This is a genomic window from Sphingobium sp. Ant17, from assembly GCF_000588875.1.
Classification (GTDB): domain Bacteria; phylum Pseudomonadota; class Alphaproteobacteria; order Sphingomonadales; family Sphingomonadaceae; genus Sphingobium.
In genome coordinates, this window is the sequence record NZ_JEMV01000017.1 from 1 (window position 1) to 15,857 (window position 15,857).

Genomic DNA, 15,857 nt, shown 5'->3' on the forward strand with positions numbered 1-15,857 from the left:
CTGCGGGCGGCGGAGCCAAAGGCGCGATGGCTGGACTGGGCAGTGTCGCCAAGGGCGGCGCACAGGCCGCTGGCCAGCGCGCCGGTGCAGGCATCAAAGCGGCGGCAGCCAAGGCGGCCGCGCCATTCAAAGCAGGCTGGCAAGGCTCCGGCACCGATGGTGGTTCAGGCGGTGGCGCTGCCAGTTCCGGGCAGGCCACCGCAGGCGATGCCGCTGGCGACACGGCCAACGCGCAGAAGCAGGAAAAACCGGGCTGGGCCAAGCGCCTGCAACGCCGCCAACGACTCACCCAGGCCACCACCACGGCCGCGCACACGCTGCGCGGTGGCGACGGCGGCGGTTCGGGCCAAGGCCCGAGTCTGCGAGATTCCGATAGCTGACTTTCAAGGAGAACGCCATGCGATTCAAACGACCGCAGGTGCGCTATGCCGATACGCCGCAGCCTGCCACCCCGTATCAAGCCGCTGCCCAGGTGTGGGACGAGCGCATCGGCTCGGCCCGCGTGCAGGCCAAGAACTGGCGATTGATGGCCTTCGGCTGCCTGGTGCTCGCGCTGCTGATGGCCGGTGGCCTGGTGTGGCGCTCGGCCCAATCCATCGTCACGCCCTATGTCATCGAAGTCGATCAGTCCGGCCAGGTGCGCACCGTGGGCGAAGCGGCCACGCCGTACCGGCCCACCGATGCGCAGACGGCACACCATATCGCGCGGTTCGTGACGCTGGTGCGCTCACTGTCCATCGACCCCATCGTCGTGCGCCAGAACTGGCTCGATGCCTACGACTACACCACCGACCGAGGCGCGGCGGTGCTTAACGACTATGCGCGGGTGAATGACCCGTTCGCCCGCATCGGCAAAGAGTCGGTAACGGTACAGATCACCAGCGTGGTTCGCGCCAGCGATGCGTCGTTCAACGTGCGCTGGATGGAACGCCGCTACGTCAATGGCGCGGCGGCCGGGCTGGAGCGATGGACGGCGGTGGTGTCCATCGTGCAGCAGACCCCGCGCACCGAAGAACGCCTGCGCCGCAACCCGCTGGGCATCTACGTCAATGGCCTGTCGTGGAGCCGTGAACTGGATTCTTCTGACGGAGCCAAGCCATGAATGCACGTTTCCGTAAAAACGCATTGCCGCTGATCCTGCTGGCATCGACTGTTCTGTTTGCGGGCTGCGCCACGCAGGGCAAACCGCCGCCGGTCATTTCGCTCGATGAGCCGGTGCAGGCGCAGCCATTGCCCGAGCCGCCCAAGCCCATCGAAGTCGTGGCTGTGCCCGAGCCGTTGGCATTGCCAGCGCAGTTGAAGCCGCTGCCGGACGTTGATGTGGCCCCGGCGGCACCAGAGCCTGCCGACGAGAAGGTGCGCGTCTCCCGCGCCAACGCGGAGGCGCGCATCGCACCGACCCGCGAGGGCTACGTCAATGCGATCCAGGTCTGGCCCTTCACCGACGGCGCGCTGTACCAGGTCTATGCGTCGGTGGGCCGCGTGACGGTGATCGCGCTCCAGCCCGGCGAAGAACTGGTGACGGTCGCTGCGGGCGATACCGTGCGCTGGATCGTGGGCGACACCTCCAGCGGCAGCGGGGCCGATCTGCGCGTCAATGTGCTGGTCAAACCTATCCGTTCCAGCTTGAAGACCAATCTGGTCATCACCACCAGCCGCAGGACGTACTTGCTGGAACTGACTTCGACCGACAAGGCATGGATGGCGTCGGTGTCCTGGGACTACCCTAAGGATCGGATGCTGGCCTTGCAGCGTCAGGCACATGCTGCCAGCGCTGCCGCGCCGGTCGATGCAGGCTTGTCGCTGGAGAACATCCGCTTTCGCTATGCAATCAGCGGCAGCAATCCGCCGTGGAAGCCGCTGCGTGCCTTCGATGATGGCGAGAAGGTTTATATCCAGTTCCCGGCAGGCATCGCCCAGGGCGAGCTGCCGCCGCTGTTCGTCATCGGCACTCAGGGCGACGGGCAACTGGTGAACTATCGCTTCCGCTCGCCGTACTACATCGTGGATCGCCTGTTCGGTGCGGCAGAACTGCGCCTGGGGGCCGACAAGGGCGATGTGGTGCGCATCGAGCGCACGGATGGCATCGCCGGGAGGAACTGAGCATGAGCCAGGACGACATTCCCGACCTTGCCACGCAGCAGGCGGACAAGGTGGCACCCGAGGCGGTGGCGCTGCGCGCTCAACCGCGCCCGGTCACGCGCCTGAACCGGCGCACGCTGGCGATCCTCGCCGGCGGCCTGTCGGTTGGCGTGATGGGCGCGCTGATCTGGTCACTGCAACCGCAGCAACGCGGCGCGGGCGAATCCACGGAGCTGTACAACGTGGATCGCGTCTCGCGCTCCGGAGGACTGGATGCGTTGCCAACGGATTATTCCAAGCTGCCAGCGCTGCCGCCCGACGTGCCGGAGCTGGGGCCTCCTTTACCCGGCGACCTGGGGCCAGCCATCGTCAATTCGCAGCAGCCGGTCGCCGCCACCTATGCCGCGTCGGGCTACGACCCCAACGATGCGCTGCGCAAGGAGGCAGAAGCGGCTGCGGCTTCATCGGTGTTCTTCCGCACTGGTTCCCCGCAAGCAGCGCCTGTGGCGCAGTCGCAGGTCGCTGCCGCACCAGGCTTCGCTGCCAATGCCGCTTTCGACCCGCTGGCCGCTGGCCCGGCCTCGACGGCGGCCCAGCCTGCTGATCCGACTGCCGTGCAGAACCGGCAAGACCAGAAAGAGACGTTCCTAAAAGGTGGTTCCACGGAAACCCGTAATTCCGGCAATCTGACCCTGCCGGCTTCGCAGTATCAGGTCATGGCCGGAACGGTGGTCGCTGGGGCGCTGGTGACGGGCATCAAGTCGGACTTGCCGGGCGACGTGATCGCCACGGTGACGGAGCCGATCTACGACACGGCCACCGGCAAGTTCCTGCTGATCCCACAGGGTTCGCGCATCCTGGGCAAGTACAACAGCCAAGTCAGCTACGGCCAGAGTCGCGTGCAGGTGGTGTGGAACCGCATCATCCTGCCGGACACGTCTTCGCTCACGCTCGACAACCTGATCGGCACCGACCCGGCAGGCTATGCCGGTCTGGAGGACGACGTGGACTGGCATTGGGATCGGATCTTTGCAGGTGCCGTGCTGACCACGCTGCTGGGTGTCGGTGCCGAACTGGCTGCACCTGAGAACCGCCAGGACGGCGATCGCGTCATCATCGCCGGGCGCGACAGCCTGCAGGACACCGTGAACCAGGTCGGCCAGGAAGTGACCCGGCGCAATCTCAACATCCAACCCACGCTGACCAGCCGCCCCGGCTTGCCGGTGCGCATCATCGTCAACCGCGATCTGGTGCTACGGCCTTATCAGCCGCTGTTCTTCAACAAGGGGACTTCTCGATGAGCACGACCAAGAAACTGCGGCTGGGGCCGCTACCCAAGACCGAAAGCGTCAAGCTGACCTTCGCTTGCCCGGCCAGCTTGAAAGCCGATCTCGACCGCTATGCCGCGCTGCATGCGCAGGCGTATGGCGAGGCGGTCGATGCCTCGATGCTGATCCCGCACATGCTGGAGGCGTTCATGGCGGGGGATCGGGGATTCAGGAAAGGAAACGGCAGCAAGGCCGTGCCACCGAAGCCAAGCTGAAGATGCACTGGAACCAGACTGACCATCCCTCGAACGCGCAGCCCAACGCTGCGCGTTCTTCGTTCTGGATAGGCTGCGAGGGAATCGGCTAAGATGACTGAACAAGCCTGCCAGCCATTGGCAATCTCCATCGCTGCAACGCGACTCGACTCTCTTTCTCCAGGCTCTTATGTGGCTCCCAGCCCACAATGCCGCATCCTCTGCGAACGGCATGAAACAGAGCTAACCTATTGCCCCGTATATGGTTTCAAGCTTCGCGTGATTTCAACACAATGCTTGACGCCAGCCATTTTTTATGTCGGCACCCGCCAACTGATTTCGATCAATGCACCGGCATGAAGTTCTGCTAGTGTAACGATATGGATATCGGAAAATGGCATGCAGCGTAGCAACGCGCGGTTCGTCGAACGGCTACCGCTCGTTCTTAACCGACCGGTCTATGCTTATGCATTGACGCTGTCTTTCTGTGGACTGGCGCTGCTGTTGCGCTTCGCGTCCGAACCGCTGTTGCCCGTTGGCTATCCGTTCGTGACATTCTTTCCCGCCGTCATCCTCGCCTCTTTCCTGTTCGGGGTCCGGCCGGGGTTTTTCGCCGCCATCCTTTGCGCCGCCGCATCCTGGTATTTCTTCATCGCCCCCCGCAACAGTTTCGTCCTCAATCCGGGCGTGGCGGCAGCGATGATCTTTTACACAGGCGTCGTGGTTGTCGATATCGTGCTGATCCATTTCATGCAGCGCGCCAATTTCCATTTGGCGATCGAGCGCGAACGCAGCGCCGCGCTGGCGGACAATCGCGAATTGCTGTTCCACGAATTGCAGCATCGCGTGTCCAACAATCTGCAGGTCGTGGCCGCGATGCTCGCGCTTCAGCGCCGCCACGTCGATCATGATATCGCGCGCCGCGCACTGGATGACGCGTCCGAACGTCTGGCGCTGATCGGCCGCATCAGCCGCGCGCTCTATGATCCGTCGGGCGCGGGGCAGGGGGTGCGTGCCTTCCTCACGACGCTGACCGCCGACGTGATCGAAGCGAGCGGTCGCACCGACATCGCCGCCAGCGTCGACGCGCCGGAGGGATTGCAACTCGACCCCGCCATCACCGTGCCGCTGGCGCTGGTGGTCGCCGAAGCGGTCAGCAACGCCATCGAACATGGTTTGCCCGACCGCGCGGGCCAGATCATCGTGGTGCTGGACCAGGGCGCAGGTGGCCTGTGCCTACGGGTGTCCGATGACGGCGGCGGCGTCTCGCCCGATTTCACCCTGGATCAGAGCAAATCCCTTGGCCTGCGCATCGCCAACACGCTGGCGGCGCAGATGGGCGGGTGTTTCACCCTGTCGCCCGGCCCGCAAGGTGGCGCCATGGCGCAACTTATCCTCCCACCACGGGCAGCCTGTTGATCGTAAGGCAATTCTGCCGCTTGGCGGCAGCGATCCGCTCGGCTATGACCCGCTCCATGCTGACGAAAACCCTGACGCGCATCGGCGCGGCCACCACCCCGGTCCTGCTCGCTGCCGTTCTGCTTACGGGCTGCTCGACATCGAAGAACAAGGCCGACACGCAATATGTCGCCCGCGACGTATCGACGCTGTACAATAGCGGCAAGGACCGGCTCGATCGCGGCCAGTATAAGCTCGCCGCCGCGTTGTTCGATGAGGTCGAGCGCCAGCATCCCTATTCCCCCTGGGCGCGCCGGGCGCAGCTCATGTCGCGTTCAGCTATTATATGAACACCGATTATGCCGAATCCATCTCCGCTTCGCAGCGCTTCCTGGCGATCCACACCGGCAATAAAGACGCCCCTTACGCTTATTATCTGATCGCGCTTTGCTATTATGAGCAGATTGCCGACGTCACCCGCGACCAGAAGATCACGCAGCAGGCGTTGGCGTCGCTCGGCGAACTGATCCGCCGCTATCCCGACACCCGCTACGCCGCCGATGCGCGGTTGAAGGTCGATCTGGTGAACGACCATCTGGCGGGCAAGGAAATGGAAGTCGGCCGCTTCTATCAGCGCCGTGGCCAATGGATCGCCGCCACGCTGCGCTTCCGCACCGTGGTCGACAAATATCAGACCACCACGCACACGCCCGAAGCGCTGGAGCGGCTGGTCGAATCCTATCTCTCGCTGGGCGTCCCCGCCGAAGCGCAAAAGGCCGCCGCCGTGCTGGGTGCCAACTATCCCGGTTCCGAATGGTATGAACGGTCCTACAAGCTGATGCGGGAACATGGCGGCAAGGCGTAAGAATTAAGCCCCTCCCTTCCAAGGGAGGGTTGGGGTGGGTCGCGACCCGCAGGGGCGCGTCGAACCTCGCCGTTGCAGGCGCCGCTGGCGCGGCGCACCCACCCCTGACCCCTCCCTTGAAAGGAGGGGGGAGTAATCGCGCTGCTAACCGCCCTATCCATTCGCAATGTCGTGCTGATCGAAGCGCTGGACCTGGAGTTCGGCGCTGGCCTGTCCGTGCTGACCGGCGAAACCGGTGCGGGCAAATCGATCCTGCTCGATTCGCTGGGGCTGGCGCTGGGCGCGCGCGCCGATAGCGGCCTTGTCCGCAATGGCGAAGCGCAGGCCAGCGTCATCGCGACCTTCGATCCGCCGACCGGCGACCATCGCGCCGCCGCGCTGCTGGTCGACAATGGCGTGGAGATGGAACCGGGCGAACCGCTCATCATCCGCCGCATGGTCAAGGCCGATGGCGGCAGCCGCGCTTTCGTCAACGACCAGCCCTGCTCGGCGGCGTTGCTGCGCGAACTGGGCGGATCGCTGGTCGAAATTCACGGCCAGCATGATGATCGCGGCTTGCTCAACGCGCGCGGCCATCGCGCCTTGCTCGACGCCTATGGCCGCTGCGATACCGGCGCGGTCGGCACGGCGCACAGCGCTTGGCGCAAGGCCGCTGCGGCGCTTGCCGAGGCCCGTGCCACGGTCGACACCGCCGCGCGCGACCGCGACTATCTGACCCATGCCGTCGAAGAATTGCGCAACTTCGCCCCCGAACCCGGCGAGGAGGCGACGCTCGCCGAAGAACGCGCGACGATGCAGAAGGGCGCGCGCCTGACCGACGATCTGTCCACCATCAGCGATTGCCTGACCGGCTCCGACGGCGGCCTCGCGCAATTGCGCCAAGCCGCCCGGCGGCTCGACCGGATCGCGGGCGAGGAACCGCTGCTGACCGCCGTACTCGAAGCGCTCGACCGCGCCGTGGTGGAAGCGGGCGAGGCGGAGGATCGCTTAGCCGAAGCCGCCGAAGCGCTCAGCTTCGATCCGGCCCGGCTCGACAGCATCGAAACCCGCCTGTTCGACCTGCGCGGCCTCGCCCGCAAGCATCAGGTGCAGCCCGATGACCTGGCCGGCCTATGCGAAGAAATGGCGGCAAGGCTGGCCGCGATCGAAGGCGGCGAAGAGCATATCGCGGCGCTGGAAGCGGAAGTCGCGACCAAGGCCGCTGCCTATCGGGCGTCAGCGCAGGCACTGTCGGGCGAGCGCCAACTGGCTGCCGGTCGCCTTGATGCAGCGGTGGCAGGCGAACTTGCGCCGTTGAAACTTGACGCCGCCCGCTTCCGCACCGTGGTCGCGCCACTGGACGAAGGGCAATGGACCGCGCAGGGCATGGACCGGGTCGAGTTCGAGATTTCGACCAACCCCGGCGCGCCCTTCGCCCCGCTGACCAAGATCGCCTCGGGTGGCGAACTCTCCCGTTTCATCCTCGCGCTCAAGGTCGCTCTGGCGGAGCAGGGCGGGGCGGATACGCTGATCTTCGACGAAATCGACCGGGGCGTCGGCGGCGCGGTGGCATCGGCGATCGGCGAACGGCTCGCGCGTCTGGCGCACAGCAACCAGATCCTGGTCGTCACCCACAGCCCGCAGGTCGCGGCGCGCGGGGCGGATCATATGCTGATCGCCAAATCCAGCGACGGCACCGTCACCCGCACCGGTGTCCACGCGCTGGACGACCAGGAACGCCGCGAAGAAATCGCCCGGATGCTCTCCGGCGCAGAAATCACCGCCGAAGCCCGCGCCCAGGCGGATAGGCTGCTCGAAACGCTGTAGGAGCAGATTAAAGCCGCGCGCCCCGATGGAAATGGCCGTCACGCAGGAAATGCACGACTTGATCAACCACCGGACGGGTGTAGATCATCGCCGTATGCGCGACGGGCAAGATCAAGTGATCAGCCTGTCCAGCCAGATGGGTGGCGGCGACGCTGACCTTGCCATCATTGGCTGCGCGGAACACAAGGCCGGGAAGCCAGGCCTGCATCGGCCTGTCACCGGCAATGATACCCAAAGGATAATCGACCGTGCCAAAGGCCTGTTCGACGGCGGCCTGCCGCCGGGTGCGCAGCGCCTCTCCTGCGCGGTGGAGGATCGGACCATGAAGGCGCAGGCGATAGAGGAGATCGGCCATTTCGCTGCCGCCATTGGGTGTCCCTAACATCACGACGCGACCAAGATTGGGCGGGCGATGGCGCGCCAGATAAGCGCGTAGGACAAGGCCGCCCATCGAGTGGCCGACGCAATGGATCGGGCCAGCTTGCGCCTTGGCGAAGGGCGCAATCCTCGCATGGATATGCTCAACGATGCGATCGATCGGCCAACGCCACGAGGGATAGCCGATATTGCACACGACAAAACCAGCGCCACGGAGACGACGTGCCAGCAGTGCAGTCTGGACCGGATGGCCACCAAAGCCGTGCAGCAATATGATCGCTTCAGGCGGGGACGCGGCAGGCTGATTCATAGGAGGCCGATCATGATGGTGAAACCCGGCTATTGCCGGTGGCGGACGGCGTAAGAAAAAGGGCGACCCTCGCAGGCCGCCCTTTCCGTCGCACAGCTAAGCGCCGTTATTTCGTGCCTTCGGCCGCCTTGGCCTTGCCACCCTTCTTGCCCTTTTTGGGGGCCGCCGGGGTGATCTCGAAGGCAAGCACCTCGTCCTTCATATGGACATGCACTTCGCCGCCATGGACGAGCTTGCCGAACAACAGTTCCTCGGCCAGCGGCTGCTTGATCTTTTCCTGCATCAGGCGACCCATCGGGCGGGCACCATAGAGCTTGTCATAGCCCTTCTTGGTGAGCCAGGCCTTGGCCTCTTCATCCAGCGTGATGTGGACGTCGCGGTCGGCCAGTTGCAGTTCGAGTTGCAGCACGAACTTGTCGATGACGCGGGCGACCACTTCGGGCGGAAGATAGCCGAAGGGCACGATCGCATCGAGGCGGTTGCGGAATTCAGGCGTGAAGAGCTTCTTCACCGCATCCTCCTGCACATCCTCACGCGTCAGTTCGCCAAAGCCGATGCTTTCCTTCGCCATGTCCGACGCACCGGCATTGGTGGTCATGATGAGGATGGTGTTGCGGAAATCGACGGTCTTGCCGTGATGATCGGTCAGGCGGCCATTATCCATCACCTGCAACAGGATGTTGAACAGGTCGGGATGCGCCTTTTCGATTTCGTCGAGCAGCAGGACGCTATGCGGCTGCTGGTCCACGGCATCGGTCAGCAAACCACCCTGATCATAGCCGACATAGCCCGGAGGCGCACCGATCAGACGGCTGACCGAATGGCGTTCCATATATTCCGACATGTCGAACCGCTGCAGCGGGATGCCGAGCAGCGTGGCGAGTTGCCGCGCCACCTCCGTCTTGCCGACGCCGGTGGGGCCGGAGAAGAGATAGTTGCCGATCGGCTTGTCGGGATCGCGCAGGCCCGCCCGCGACAGCTTGATCGCCGACGACAGCGTCTCGATCGCCTTGTCCTGGCCGAAGACCACACGCTTCAAATCGGTGGTCAGGCTTTCCAGCACGCTCTTGTCGTCGGACGACACGGTCTTGGGCGGGATGCGCGCCATGGTCGCGATGACCTGTTCGATCTCCTTGGGCGTGATCGTCTTCTTGCGCTTGGACGGCACCACCAGCATCTGCATCGCGCCGACTTCGTCGATCACGTCGATCGCCTTGTCCGGCAACTTGCGGTCGTTGATGTAGCGCGCCGACAATTCCACCGCCGCCTTGATCGCATCGGGGGTATATTTGACGTGATGATGATCCTCGAACGCGGAGCGCAGGCCCGCCAGGATCTTGATCGTATCCTCGATCGTCGGTTCGTTGACGTCGATCTTCTGGAAGCGCCGGAGCAGCGCCCGGTCCTTCTCGAAATGGTTGCGGAATTCCTTGTAGGTGGTCGACCCGATGCAGCGGATCGTCCCGCCCGACAGCGCAGGCTTCAACAGGTTGCTCGCATCCATCGCGCCGCCGCTCGTCGCGCCGGCACCGATGACGGTGTGGATTTCATCGATGAACAGCACCGCATGCGGCATTTTTTCCAGCTCGGTCACGACCGCCTTCAGCCGCTCCTCGAAATCGCCGCGATAGCGGGTGCCCGCCAGCAGCGCGCCCATGTCGAGCGAATAGATGACCGCTTCCTTCAGCACGTCGGGCACCTCGCCCTCGATGATCTTGCGGGCCAGCCCTTCGGCGATCGCGGTCTTGCCGACGCCGGGATCGCCGACATACAGCGGGTTGTTCTTCGAACGGCGGCACAGGATCTGGATCGTCCGGTCCACCTCCGACCCGCGACCGATCAACGGATCGACCTTCCCGCGTTCCGCTTTTTCATTGAGGTTGACGGTGAACTGATCGAGGGCGCTGTCCTTCTTCCCCTTGCCGTCCTGCACCTTCTTTTCCTCCTCAGCTGCCCCCTTGGTCTCCTGACGCTCGGGCGCGGGCGTGCCCTTGCCGACGCCATGGCTGATGAAGCTCACGGCATCGAGGCGGCTCATATCCTGCTGTTGCAGGAAATAGACGGCATAGCTTTCGCGTTCGGAAAAGAGCGCGACAAGGACATTGGCCCCGGTCACTTCATCCTTGCCGGAGGATTGCACATGGAGGATGGCGCGCTGGACCACGCGCTGGAAGCCGCTGGTGGGGGAGGGGTCGCTTGCCCCCTCGACCTTGAGGCTGTCGAGTTCGGTGTCGAGATATTGGGTGACCGCGTCGCCCAGCTCGCCGACTTCCACGCCGCACGCCTGCATCACCTTTGACGCATGTTCGTCATCAATCAGTGCCAGGAGCAGATGCTCCAACGTGGCATATTCATGCTTGCGCTCCGACGCATGGGTCAGTGCGTTGTGCAGCGTGGTTTCCAAAGCGGGCGCGAAAGAAGGCATGTTTACTCTACTCCTGACCCCGATAAGGGGTGATGGTGAACCCTATGTCGGCATTGCTCGACGGCGGATCAAGGCACAGCGCCCGATCGCCGGAATTGCCAGACTGCCCATGCCCGAATTTGCCCTTGATCGGGGCGCTTGGGGCTGGACGGGGGGTCATCGTCTGAATAGCGCCTCGGCACTTGCCTTATGGTTAACGGCGCTTTGCATTTTCGACCGGGTGCGCGCGATTTCCGTTTCGAGGGCGGCTATGCGGGCTTCCAGTTCGGCCACGGACAAGGGCGCCAGATCCTGTTGGATAAGCCGGGCCAGAAGATCATCGCCCTTGCGGGGGAGGTCGTCGTCCATGTCCATGCAGGCCAATGTTGACCCTGTTGGCCACTGTGTCAATAAGGGCCTATGCGGGATTGCGCGATTTTGGCGCATCGCAGCATAGTCGGGTTTTGGGGGAATGCATGGCGGACGTTGAGACATTGCCCAAGGGCACATTGCCCAGGGAGATGATGGCGATCGGCATAGCCGCGCCGGGTGGTCCCGATGCCCTGGTGGCCCAGCGCCGCCCCATGCCCGTGCCTGGCGATGAGGATGTGTTGATCCAGGTTGCGGCGGCAGGCGTCAACCGCCCCGACGTGCTGCAACGGCAGGGCAAATATCCACCGCCACCGGGCGCGTCGGACATTCCGGGGCTCGAAGTGTCCGGCACGATCGTCGCTGCCGGGCGCGGGTCGGACCTGCTGGTCGGGCAACGCGTCTGCGCGCTGTTGACGGGCGGCGGCTATGCCGAATATGCGGTCGCGCCGGCGGGCCAATGCCTGCCGGTTCCGGCGGACTATGACATGGTGGAGGCGGCGGCGCTGCCCGAAACGCTCTTTACCGTCTGGACCAACCTGTTCGAGCGCGCCTATGCCGTCGGCGGCGACACGGTGCTGGTCCATGGCGGCACCAGCGGGATCGGCACGATGGCGATCCGCCTGTGCAACCTGTTCGACGTCAAGATCATCGTGACCTGCGGATCGGACGAGAAATGCGCTCAGGCCAAGGGCTGGGGCGCGGATCATGCGATCAACTACCGCACTCAGGATTATGTCGAAGAGGTCAAGCGCATCACCGGCGGGCAGGGGTGCCAGGCGGTGCTGGACATGGTCGGCGGCGACTATGTGCCGCGCAACCTCGAATGCCTGGCCGAAGATGGGCGCCATGTCTCGATCGCCGTGCTGGGCGGCGCGAAGGCGAGCATCTTCATCCCCTCGATCATGCAAAAGCGCCTGACCCTCACCGGCTCGACGCTGCGGGCGCGATCGGTGGGCTTCAAAAGCCTCGTCGCCGACGAACTGGTCCGCAACGTCTGGCCCTTCGTCGACGAAGGCAAGCTGCGTCCGGCCATGGACCAACGCTTCGCCCTGGCGGACGCCGCCAAAGCCCATGCGCGGATGGATGCAGGCGACCATTTCGGAAAGATCGTGCTGGTGGTGTGAGGGGCTGAACGATGCAAAACCGTTATGCCGCAGACATCGGTGACTTCGTAAAACTTTCAATATTGAGGCATTTGGCCCCTAGTTGTCGCTTGGGTGTGTTGTGGTGGCTCTATCCCGATGAAGCGCACAATGCTGACGGCAAGCATGTGACATATCTGGATAGGCCGCATTTATGGCGATCTCTCGACCCAATCCTTTTTGATCATTTACGGTCAATCGTGGAAAGCGGAAATCGGAACGTTGAATCGCTGGAGCAATCGGGCCTATTTGAAGACGCCGTTTATTTTAACGATGTCATTCCAATAGAGGGCAGCACCTCTGATCGCCGTGCTTCTCGATCGGCTTGGTTCGATAAAGCCCTTAACGCAGTGCGTGATTGCGATTTGCTTTTTCTCGATCCTGACAATGGATTGGAAACTGCGAACTACAGCGCTGGTGCAAGAAAAGCAGGCAAAAGTGTTGCACTTAGCGAGTTGAAGTCACTGCAACGTGAAGGCCGTACTATCATCGTTTATCATCATCATACGCGCATGGCTGGCGGCAACATCTTAGAGCTGGCTCACTGGGGCACTCGTCTCGCAGAGTTAGGTTTTCGCGTGGATGCTCTGAGGGCAGCAGTCGGAACGGCGCGTGCTTTCTTCCTATTGAATGCGACGTCCGAAATGCGAAGTCATGCGGCAGATTTCGCTCGGCGTTGGGGTAGCAAAGTTACCTGGCATCCCGCGCTGGATACCCGCAAACCGTAGCATTTCCGTCATATTCGGTGCGGACTTGTAACAATGGCGCGCTAAGGACTCGGTCCCAAGGATACACGTCTTTGGGGATCGTATCATGAACGCCATTACGCGCTTGCCCTTTCTGGGTGAGATGGAACAGGGTTCCGACACCCCGTTCCACATCCCGGAGCGGGAAGGGCAGCGTCGCCGCTTTCGCACCATCTGGATTTCCGACATTCACTTGGGCACGCGCGGCTGCAACGCCAAGATGCTGATCGATTTCCTCGACAGCGTCGACAGCGACACCATCTATCTGGTCGGCGACATCATCGATGGCTGGCGGCTGAAGCGCCGCTTCTACTGGCCCCAGACCCACAATGACGTGGTGTGGCGGCTGATGAAGCGCGCCAAGCGCGGCACGCGGGTGGTGTACATCCCCGGCAATCACGACGAAATGTTCCGCCAGTTCACCGGCATGAACTTTGGCGGCGTGGAAATCCGGCGCAAGGCGATCCACACGACCGCCGACGGACGCAAGCTGCTGGTGCTGCATGGCGACGAGTTCGACACGATCATGCTGGCGCATCGCTGGCTCGCCTTCGTCGGCGACGCGGCCTATACGACATTGATGCGCCTCAATGTCGTCGTGAACGCGGTGCGCCAGCGTATGGGCCTGCCCTATTGGTCGCTCAGCAAAATGGCCAAGCACAAGGTCAAGAATGCCGTGTCCTTCATCTCCCGCTTCGAAGAAGTGGTGGCGCATGAAGCTGGGACGCGCGACGTCGACGGGGTGGTGTGCGGCCATATCCACAATGCCGAAATGCGCGAAATCGACGGCATTGAATATTATAATGACGGCGACTGGGTGGAAGGCTGTACCGCGCTGGTCGAACATGATGACGGGCGGATGCAGGTGCTGCATTGGGCCGATGAGATCGCCGCCCGCACCGCCGCCGAACCCGCGAAACAATCGTCGCGGATGGCGGCATAAGGGACCAGCGCCATGCGGATAGCGATCGTCACCGATGCCTGGTCGCCGCAGGTCAATGGCGTCGTCCGCACGCTTCAGACGATCCAGAACCAGTTGGAACGGATGGGGCATGAGATCAAGGTGATCTCGCCCGATCTCTACGGGTCCATTCCCTGTCCCACCTATCCCGAAATCCGGCTGGCGCTGGTCCGCCCGGCCGTGGTGGGGCAGGCGATCGCCACCTTCCGGCCCGACGCGGTCCATCTGGCGACCGAAGGGCCGCTCTGTGTCGCGGCGCGGCGTTGGTGCCTGCGCAGCGGCGTACCGTTCACCACCGCCTATCACACCCATTTTCCCGATTATGTCGCCCAGCGCACCGGCCTGCCGGCGGCCTGGTTCTGGCGCTATATCCGGTGGTTTCATGGCCCGGCCCAGGCAGTGCTGGTCTCGACTAAGTCGGTGCGCGATCAACTGCGCACCCATGGTGTCGCCAATGTGCGTCCTTGGGGTCGGGGCGTGGACCTGACCGCCTTCACGCCCGACGCGCCGCCGCCCGCCGCGTTCGCGGACCTGGCCCGTCCGATCCAGCTCTATGTCGGCCGGGTCGCGGTGGAAAAGAATATCGAGGCCTTTCTGGCGACCGATCACCCCGGCACGAAGGTCGTCGTCGGCGACGGTCCCACCCGCGCGGCCCTGGAACGCGCCTATCCGCAGGCGCGTTTCCTCGGCACCCTGTTCGGCGCAGACCTCGCCGGGGCCTATGCGGGGGCCGATGTGTTCGTCTTTCCCAGCCGCACCGACACTTTCGGGCTGGTGATGATCGAGGCGATGGCCTGCGGCACCCCGGTCGCGGGCTATCCCGTCACCGGGCCGATCGACATCATCACCCCCGAAACCGGCGCGCTGTCGGAGGATCTGGACACCGCCATCGCGCAGGCCCTGTTGTGCGATCGCGCCGCCTGCGCCGCCTATGGCCGCAGTTTCAGCTGGGAACGCAGCGCGCAGGAATTCCTGTCCGGCCTGCACGCCATCGACCCGATGCTGATCGACAGCGCCGCCTGACGCTTTTCCTTGCCGAACGGGGCGGGATGGACTATCTGCCAACGGTCGCGGCCGCCCTGCTTGGGCGGCCCTTATCGTTTTTACGTGCCGGAGAAGCCCCGTGTCCCAGCCTCTTATGCCCCACGCGACCGCCAGTTGGCTGATCGACAATAGCGCTCTGAGCTTCGACCAGATCGCCGAATTTTGCGGGCTGCACATCCTCGAAGTGCAGGCGATCGCCGATGACACGGCCAGCATCAAATATACCGGCCGTGATCCCGTTCGCGCCCATGAAATCACGATGGACGAAATCCACAAGGGCGAGCAGAACCCCGACTATCGCTTGAAGATGCTCAAGGGGCCTGAGCCGGTGCGCCGGACCAAGGGGCCACGCTACACCCCGGTCAGCAAGCGCCAGGACAAGCCCGATGGCATTGCCTGGATCCTGCGCAACCACCCCGAAATCTCGGACGGCGCGATCGGCAAGCTGATCGGCACGACGCGCACCACCATCGCCGCGATCCGCGATCGCACCCATTGGAACATCTCCAACATCACGCCCAAGGATCCAGTGACGCTGGGCCTGTGTTCGCAGCGCGAACTCGATGCTCTGGTGGCCAAGGCCGCCAAGAAGCTGGGCATCGAAGCACCGACCGATTCGCGCCTGGATGGCGACCGCGAAGCCCTGATCGAGGAGCTGCGGCGTGAGCGGCAGGACGCCTTGCAGCGCGCCGAAGACGCGCTCAAGAGCGAGACGGACCTGATTTCGAGCGTTGCGACGATCATCGATCCGTTCAGCAACAACAAGGGCGAGGTGTGATGCCGTAGCGTCACGCGGCGACCCTCGCAGGTCGTTGCAATGCAGCATG

At 63.7% G+C, this 15,857-nt stretch carries 16 protein-coding genes and 2 pseudogenes; 14 read left to right on the forward strand and 4 right to left on the reverse strand.

Going from position 1 to position 15,857, the window contains the following annotated elements:
- The 9 genes and pseudogenes from BF95_RS09545 to recN form a co-directional block, all read left to right on the forward strand.
- Positions 1–380, forward strand: a pseudogene (locus tag BF95_RS09545) (P-type conjugative transfer protein TrbL); the annotation flags it as partial.
- Between the two features lie 17 nt (positions 381–397).
- Positions 398–1,102, forward strand: a complete 705-nt coding sequence (gene trbF, locus BF95_RS09550) for a conjugal transfer protein TrbF (RefSeq protein ID WP_004350797.1) — start codon at positions 398–400, stop codon at positions 1,100–1,102.
- A complete protein-coding gene (gene trbG / locus BF95_RS09555) occupies positions 1,099–2,103 on the forward strand; it encodes a P-type conjugative transfer protein TrbG (RefSeq protein WP_004350796.1) in 1,005 nt (334 codons plus the stop codon). The genes trbF and trbG overlap by 4 nt, the downstream gene beginning before the upstream one ends.
- Positions 2,104–2,105: 2 nt before the next feature.
- On the forward strand, positions 2,106–3,383 hold the full coding sequence (locus tag BF95_RS09560) for a TrbI/VirB10 family protein (RefSeq protein WP_004350795.1): 1,278 nt from the start codon (positions 2,106–2,108) through the stop codon (positions 3,381–3,383).
- Positions 3,380–3,625, forward strand: coding sequence for a DUF2274 domain-containing protein (locus tag BF95_RS09565; RefSeq protein ID WP_004350794.1), 246 nt, complete (start codon positions 3,380–3,382; stop codon positions 3,623–3,625). Before BF95_RS09560 ends, BF95_RS09565 begins: the two co-directional genes overlap by 4 nt.
- A 93-nt stretch (positions 3,626–3,718) precedes the next feature.
- A complete protein-coding gene (locus BF95_RS27305; protein WP_152542633.1) occupies positions 3,719–3,964 on the forward strand; it encodes a hypothetical protein in 246 nt (81 codons plus the stop codon).
- Between the two features lie 39 nt (positions 3,965–4,003).
- Positions 4,004–5,023, forward strand: coding sequence for a sensor histidine kinase (locus BF95_RS09570; protein WP_043151134.1), 1,020 nt, complete (start codon positions 4,004–4,006; stop codon positions 5,021–5,023).
- A gap of 56 nt (positions 5,024–5,079) precedes the next feature.
- Positions 5,080–5,867, forward strand: a pseudogene (locus BF95_RS09575) (outer membrane protein assembly factor BamD).
- A gap of 141 nt (positions 5,868–6,008) precedes the next feature.
- Positions 6,009–7,673, forward strand: coding sequence for a DNA repair protein RecN (gene recN / locus BF95_RS09580; RefSeq protein ID WP_043151136.1), 1,665 nt, complete (start codon positions 6,009–6,011; stop codon positions 7,671–7,673).
- A 7-nt stretch (positions 7,674–7,680) separates the two neighbouring features.
- On the opposite strand, the gene BF95_RS09585 is transcribed toward recN, so the two are convergent.
- The 4 genes from BF95_RS09585 to BF95_RS09595 form a co-directional block, all read right to left on the reverse strand.
- Complete coding sequence (locus BF95_RS09585) at positions 7,681–8,361, reverse strand: esterase/lipase family protein (protein WP_043151138.1); 681 nt, start codon at positions 8,359–8,361, stop codon at positions 7,681–7,683.
- Between the two features lie 106 nt (positions 8,362–8,467).
- Positions 8,468–10,786, reverse strand: coding sequence for an ATP-dependent Clp protease ATP-binding subunit ClpA (clpA, locus tag BF95_RS09590; RefSeq protein WP_043151139.1), 2,319 nt, complete (start codon positions 10,784–10,786; stop codon positions 8,468–8,470).
- Between the two features lie 7 nt (positions 10,787–10,793).
- Positions 10,794–10,946 carry a hypothetical protein gene (locus BF95_RS27860; protein WP_161774263.1) on the reverse strand — a complete coding sequence of 51 codons (153 nt, stop codon included), beginning with the start codon at positions 10,944–10,946 and terminating at the stop codon, positions 10,794–10,796.
- Positions 10,943–11,140, reverse strand: coding sequence for a DUF1192 domain-containing protein (locus BF95_RS09595; protein ID WP_043151140.1), 198 nt, complete (start codon positions 11,138–11,140; stop codon positions 10,943–10,945). Before BF95_RS09595 ends, BF95_RS27860 begins: the two co-directional genes overlap by 4 nt.
- A 101-nt stretch (positions 11,141–11,241) precedes the next feature.
- Between BF95_RS09595 and BF95_RS09600 the strand changes: the two genes are divergently transcribed.
- From BF95_RS09600 to BF95_RS09615, 5 genes are all read left to right on the forward strand, one after another.
- Positions 11,242–12,261 carry an NAD(P)H-quinone oxidoreductase gene (locus BF95_RS09600; RefSeq protein WP_043151141.1) on the forward strand — a complete coding sequence of 340 codons (1,020 nt, stop codon included), beginning with the start codon at positions 11,242–11,244 and terminating at the stop codon, positions 12,259–12,261.
- Positions 12,262–12,272: 11 nt separating this feature from the next.
- The gene (locus BF95_RS27310; RefSeq protein ID WP_152542635.1) at positions 12,273–13,007 is read left to right on the forward strand and encodes a hypothetical protein; all 735 of its coding nucleotides are present in this window, start codon (positions 12,273–12,275) and stop codon (positions 13,005–13,007) included.
- An 85-nt stretch (positions 13,008–13,092) separates the two neighbouring features.
- Complete coding sequence (locus BF95_RS09605; RefSeq protein WP_043151143.1) at positions 13,093–13,968, forward strand: UDP-2,3-diacylglucosamine diphosphatase; 876 nt, start codon at positions 13,093–13,095, stop codon at positions 13,966–13,968.
- 12 nt (positions 13,969–13,980) lie between these two features.
- A complete protein-coding gene (locus tag BF95_RS09610) occupies positions 13,981–15,009 on the forward strand; it encodes a glycosyltransferase family 4 protein (RefSeq protein ID WP_043151145.1) in 1,029 nt (342 codons plus the stop codon).
- A gap of 115 nt (positions 15,010–15,124) precedes the next feature.
- The gene (locus BF95_RS09615; RefSeq protein WP_043151147.1) at positions 15,125–15,808 is read left to right on the forward strand and encodes a DUF1013 domain-containing protein; all 684 of its coding nucleotides are present in this window, start codon (positions 15,125–15,127) and stop codon (positions 15,806–15,808) included.
- The last annotated feature ends 49 nt before the right edge of the window (positions 15,809–15,857 follow it).

Excerpts from the sequence above, each read along its gene's own strand:
- BF95_RS09560 (WP_004350795.1), top strand. The coding sequence starts at position 2,106 with ATGAGCCAGGACGACATTCCCGACCTTGCCACGCAGCAGGCGGACAAG.
- BF95_RS09585 (WP_043151138.1), bottom strand. The coding sequence starts at position 8,361 with ATGAATCAGCCTGCCGCGTCCCCGCCTGAAGCGATCATATTGCTGCAC.
- BF95_RS09615 (WP_043151147.1), top strand. The coding sequence starts at position 15,125 with ATGCCCCACGCGACCGCCAGTTGGCTGATCGACAATAGCGCTCTGAGC.
- BF95_RS27310 (WP_152542635.1), top strand. The coding sequence starts at position 12,273 with ATGCAAAACCGTTATGCCGCAGACATCGGTGACTTCGTAAAACTTTCA.
- BF95_RS09595 (WP_043151140.1), bottom strand. The coding sequence starts at position 11,140 with ATGGACATGGACGACGACCTCCCCCGCAAGGGCGATGATCTTCTGGCC.
- BF95_RS09570 (WP_043151134.1), top strand. The coding sequence starts at position 4,004 with ATGCAGCGTAGCAACGCGCGGTTCGTCGAACGGCTACCGCTCGTTCTT.
- BF95_RS27860 (WP_161774263.1), bottom strand. The coding sequence starts at position 10,946 with ATGACCCCCCGTCCAGCCCCAAGCGCCCCGATCAAGGGCAAATTCGGG.
- BF95_RS09565 (WP_004350794.1), top strand. The coding sequence starts at position 3,380 with ATGAGCACGACCAAGAAACTGCGGCTGGGGCCGCTACCCAAGACCGAA.
- trbF (WP_004350797.1), top strand. The coding sequence starts at position 398 with ATGCGATTCAAACGACCGCAGGTGCGCTATGCCGATACGCCGCAGCCT.
- clpA (WP_043151139.1), bottom strand. The coding sequence starts at position 10,786 with ATGCCTTCTTTCGCGCCCGCTTTGGAAACCACGCTGCACAACGCACTG.
- BF95_RS09610 (WP_043151145.1), top strand. The coding sequence starts at position 13,981 with ATGCGGATAGCGATCGTCACCGATGCCTGGTCGCCGCAGGTCAATGGC.
- trbG (WP_004350796.1), top strand. The coding sequence starts at position 1,099 with ATGAATGCACGTTTCCGTAAAAACGCATTGCCGCTGATCCTGCTGGCA.
- BF95_RS27305 (WP_152542633.1), top strand. The coding sequence starts at position 3,719 with ATGACTGAACAAGCCTGCCAGCCATTGGCAATCTCCATCGCTGCAACG.
- BF95_RS09600 (WP_043151141.1), top strand. The coding sequence starts at position 11,242 with ATGGCGGACGTTGAGACATTGCCCAAGGGCACATTGCCCAGGGAGATG.
- BF95_RS09605 (WP_043151143.1), top strand. The coding sequence starts at position 13,093 with ATGAACGCCATTACGCGCTTGCCCTTTCTGGGTGAGATGGAACAGGGT.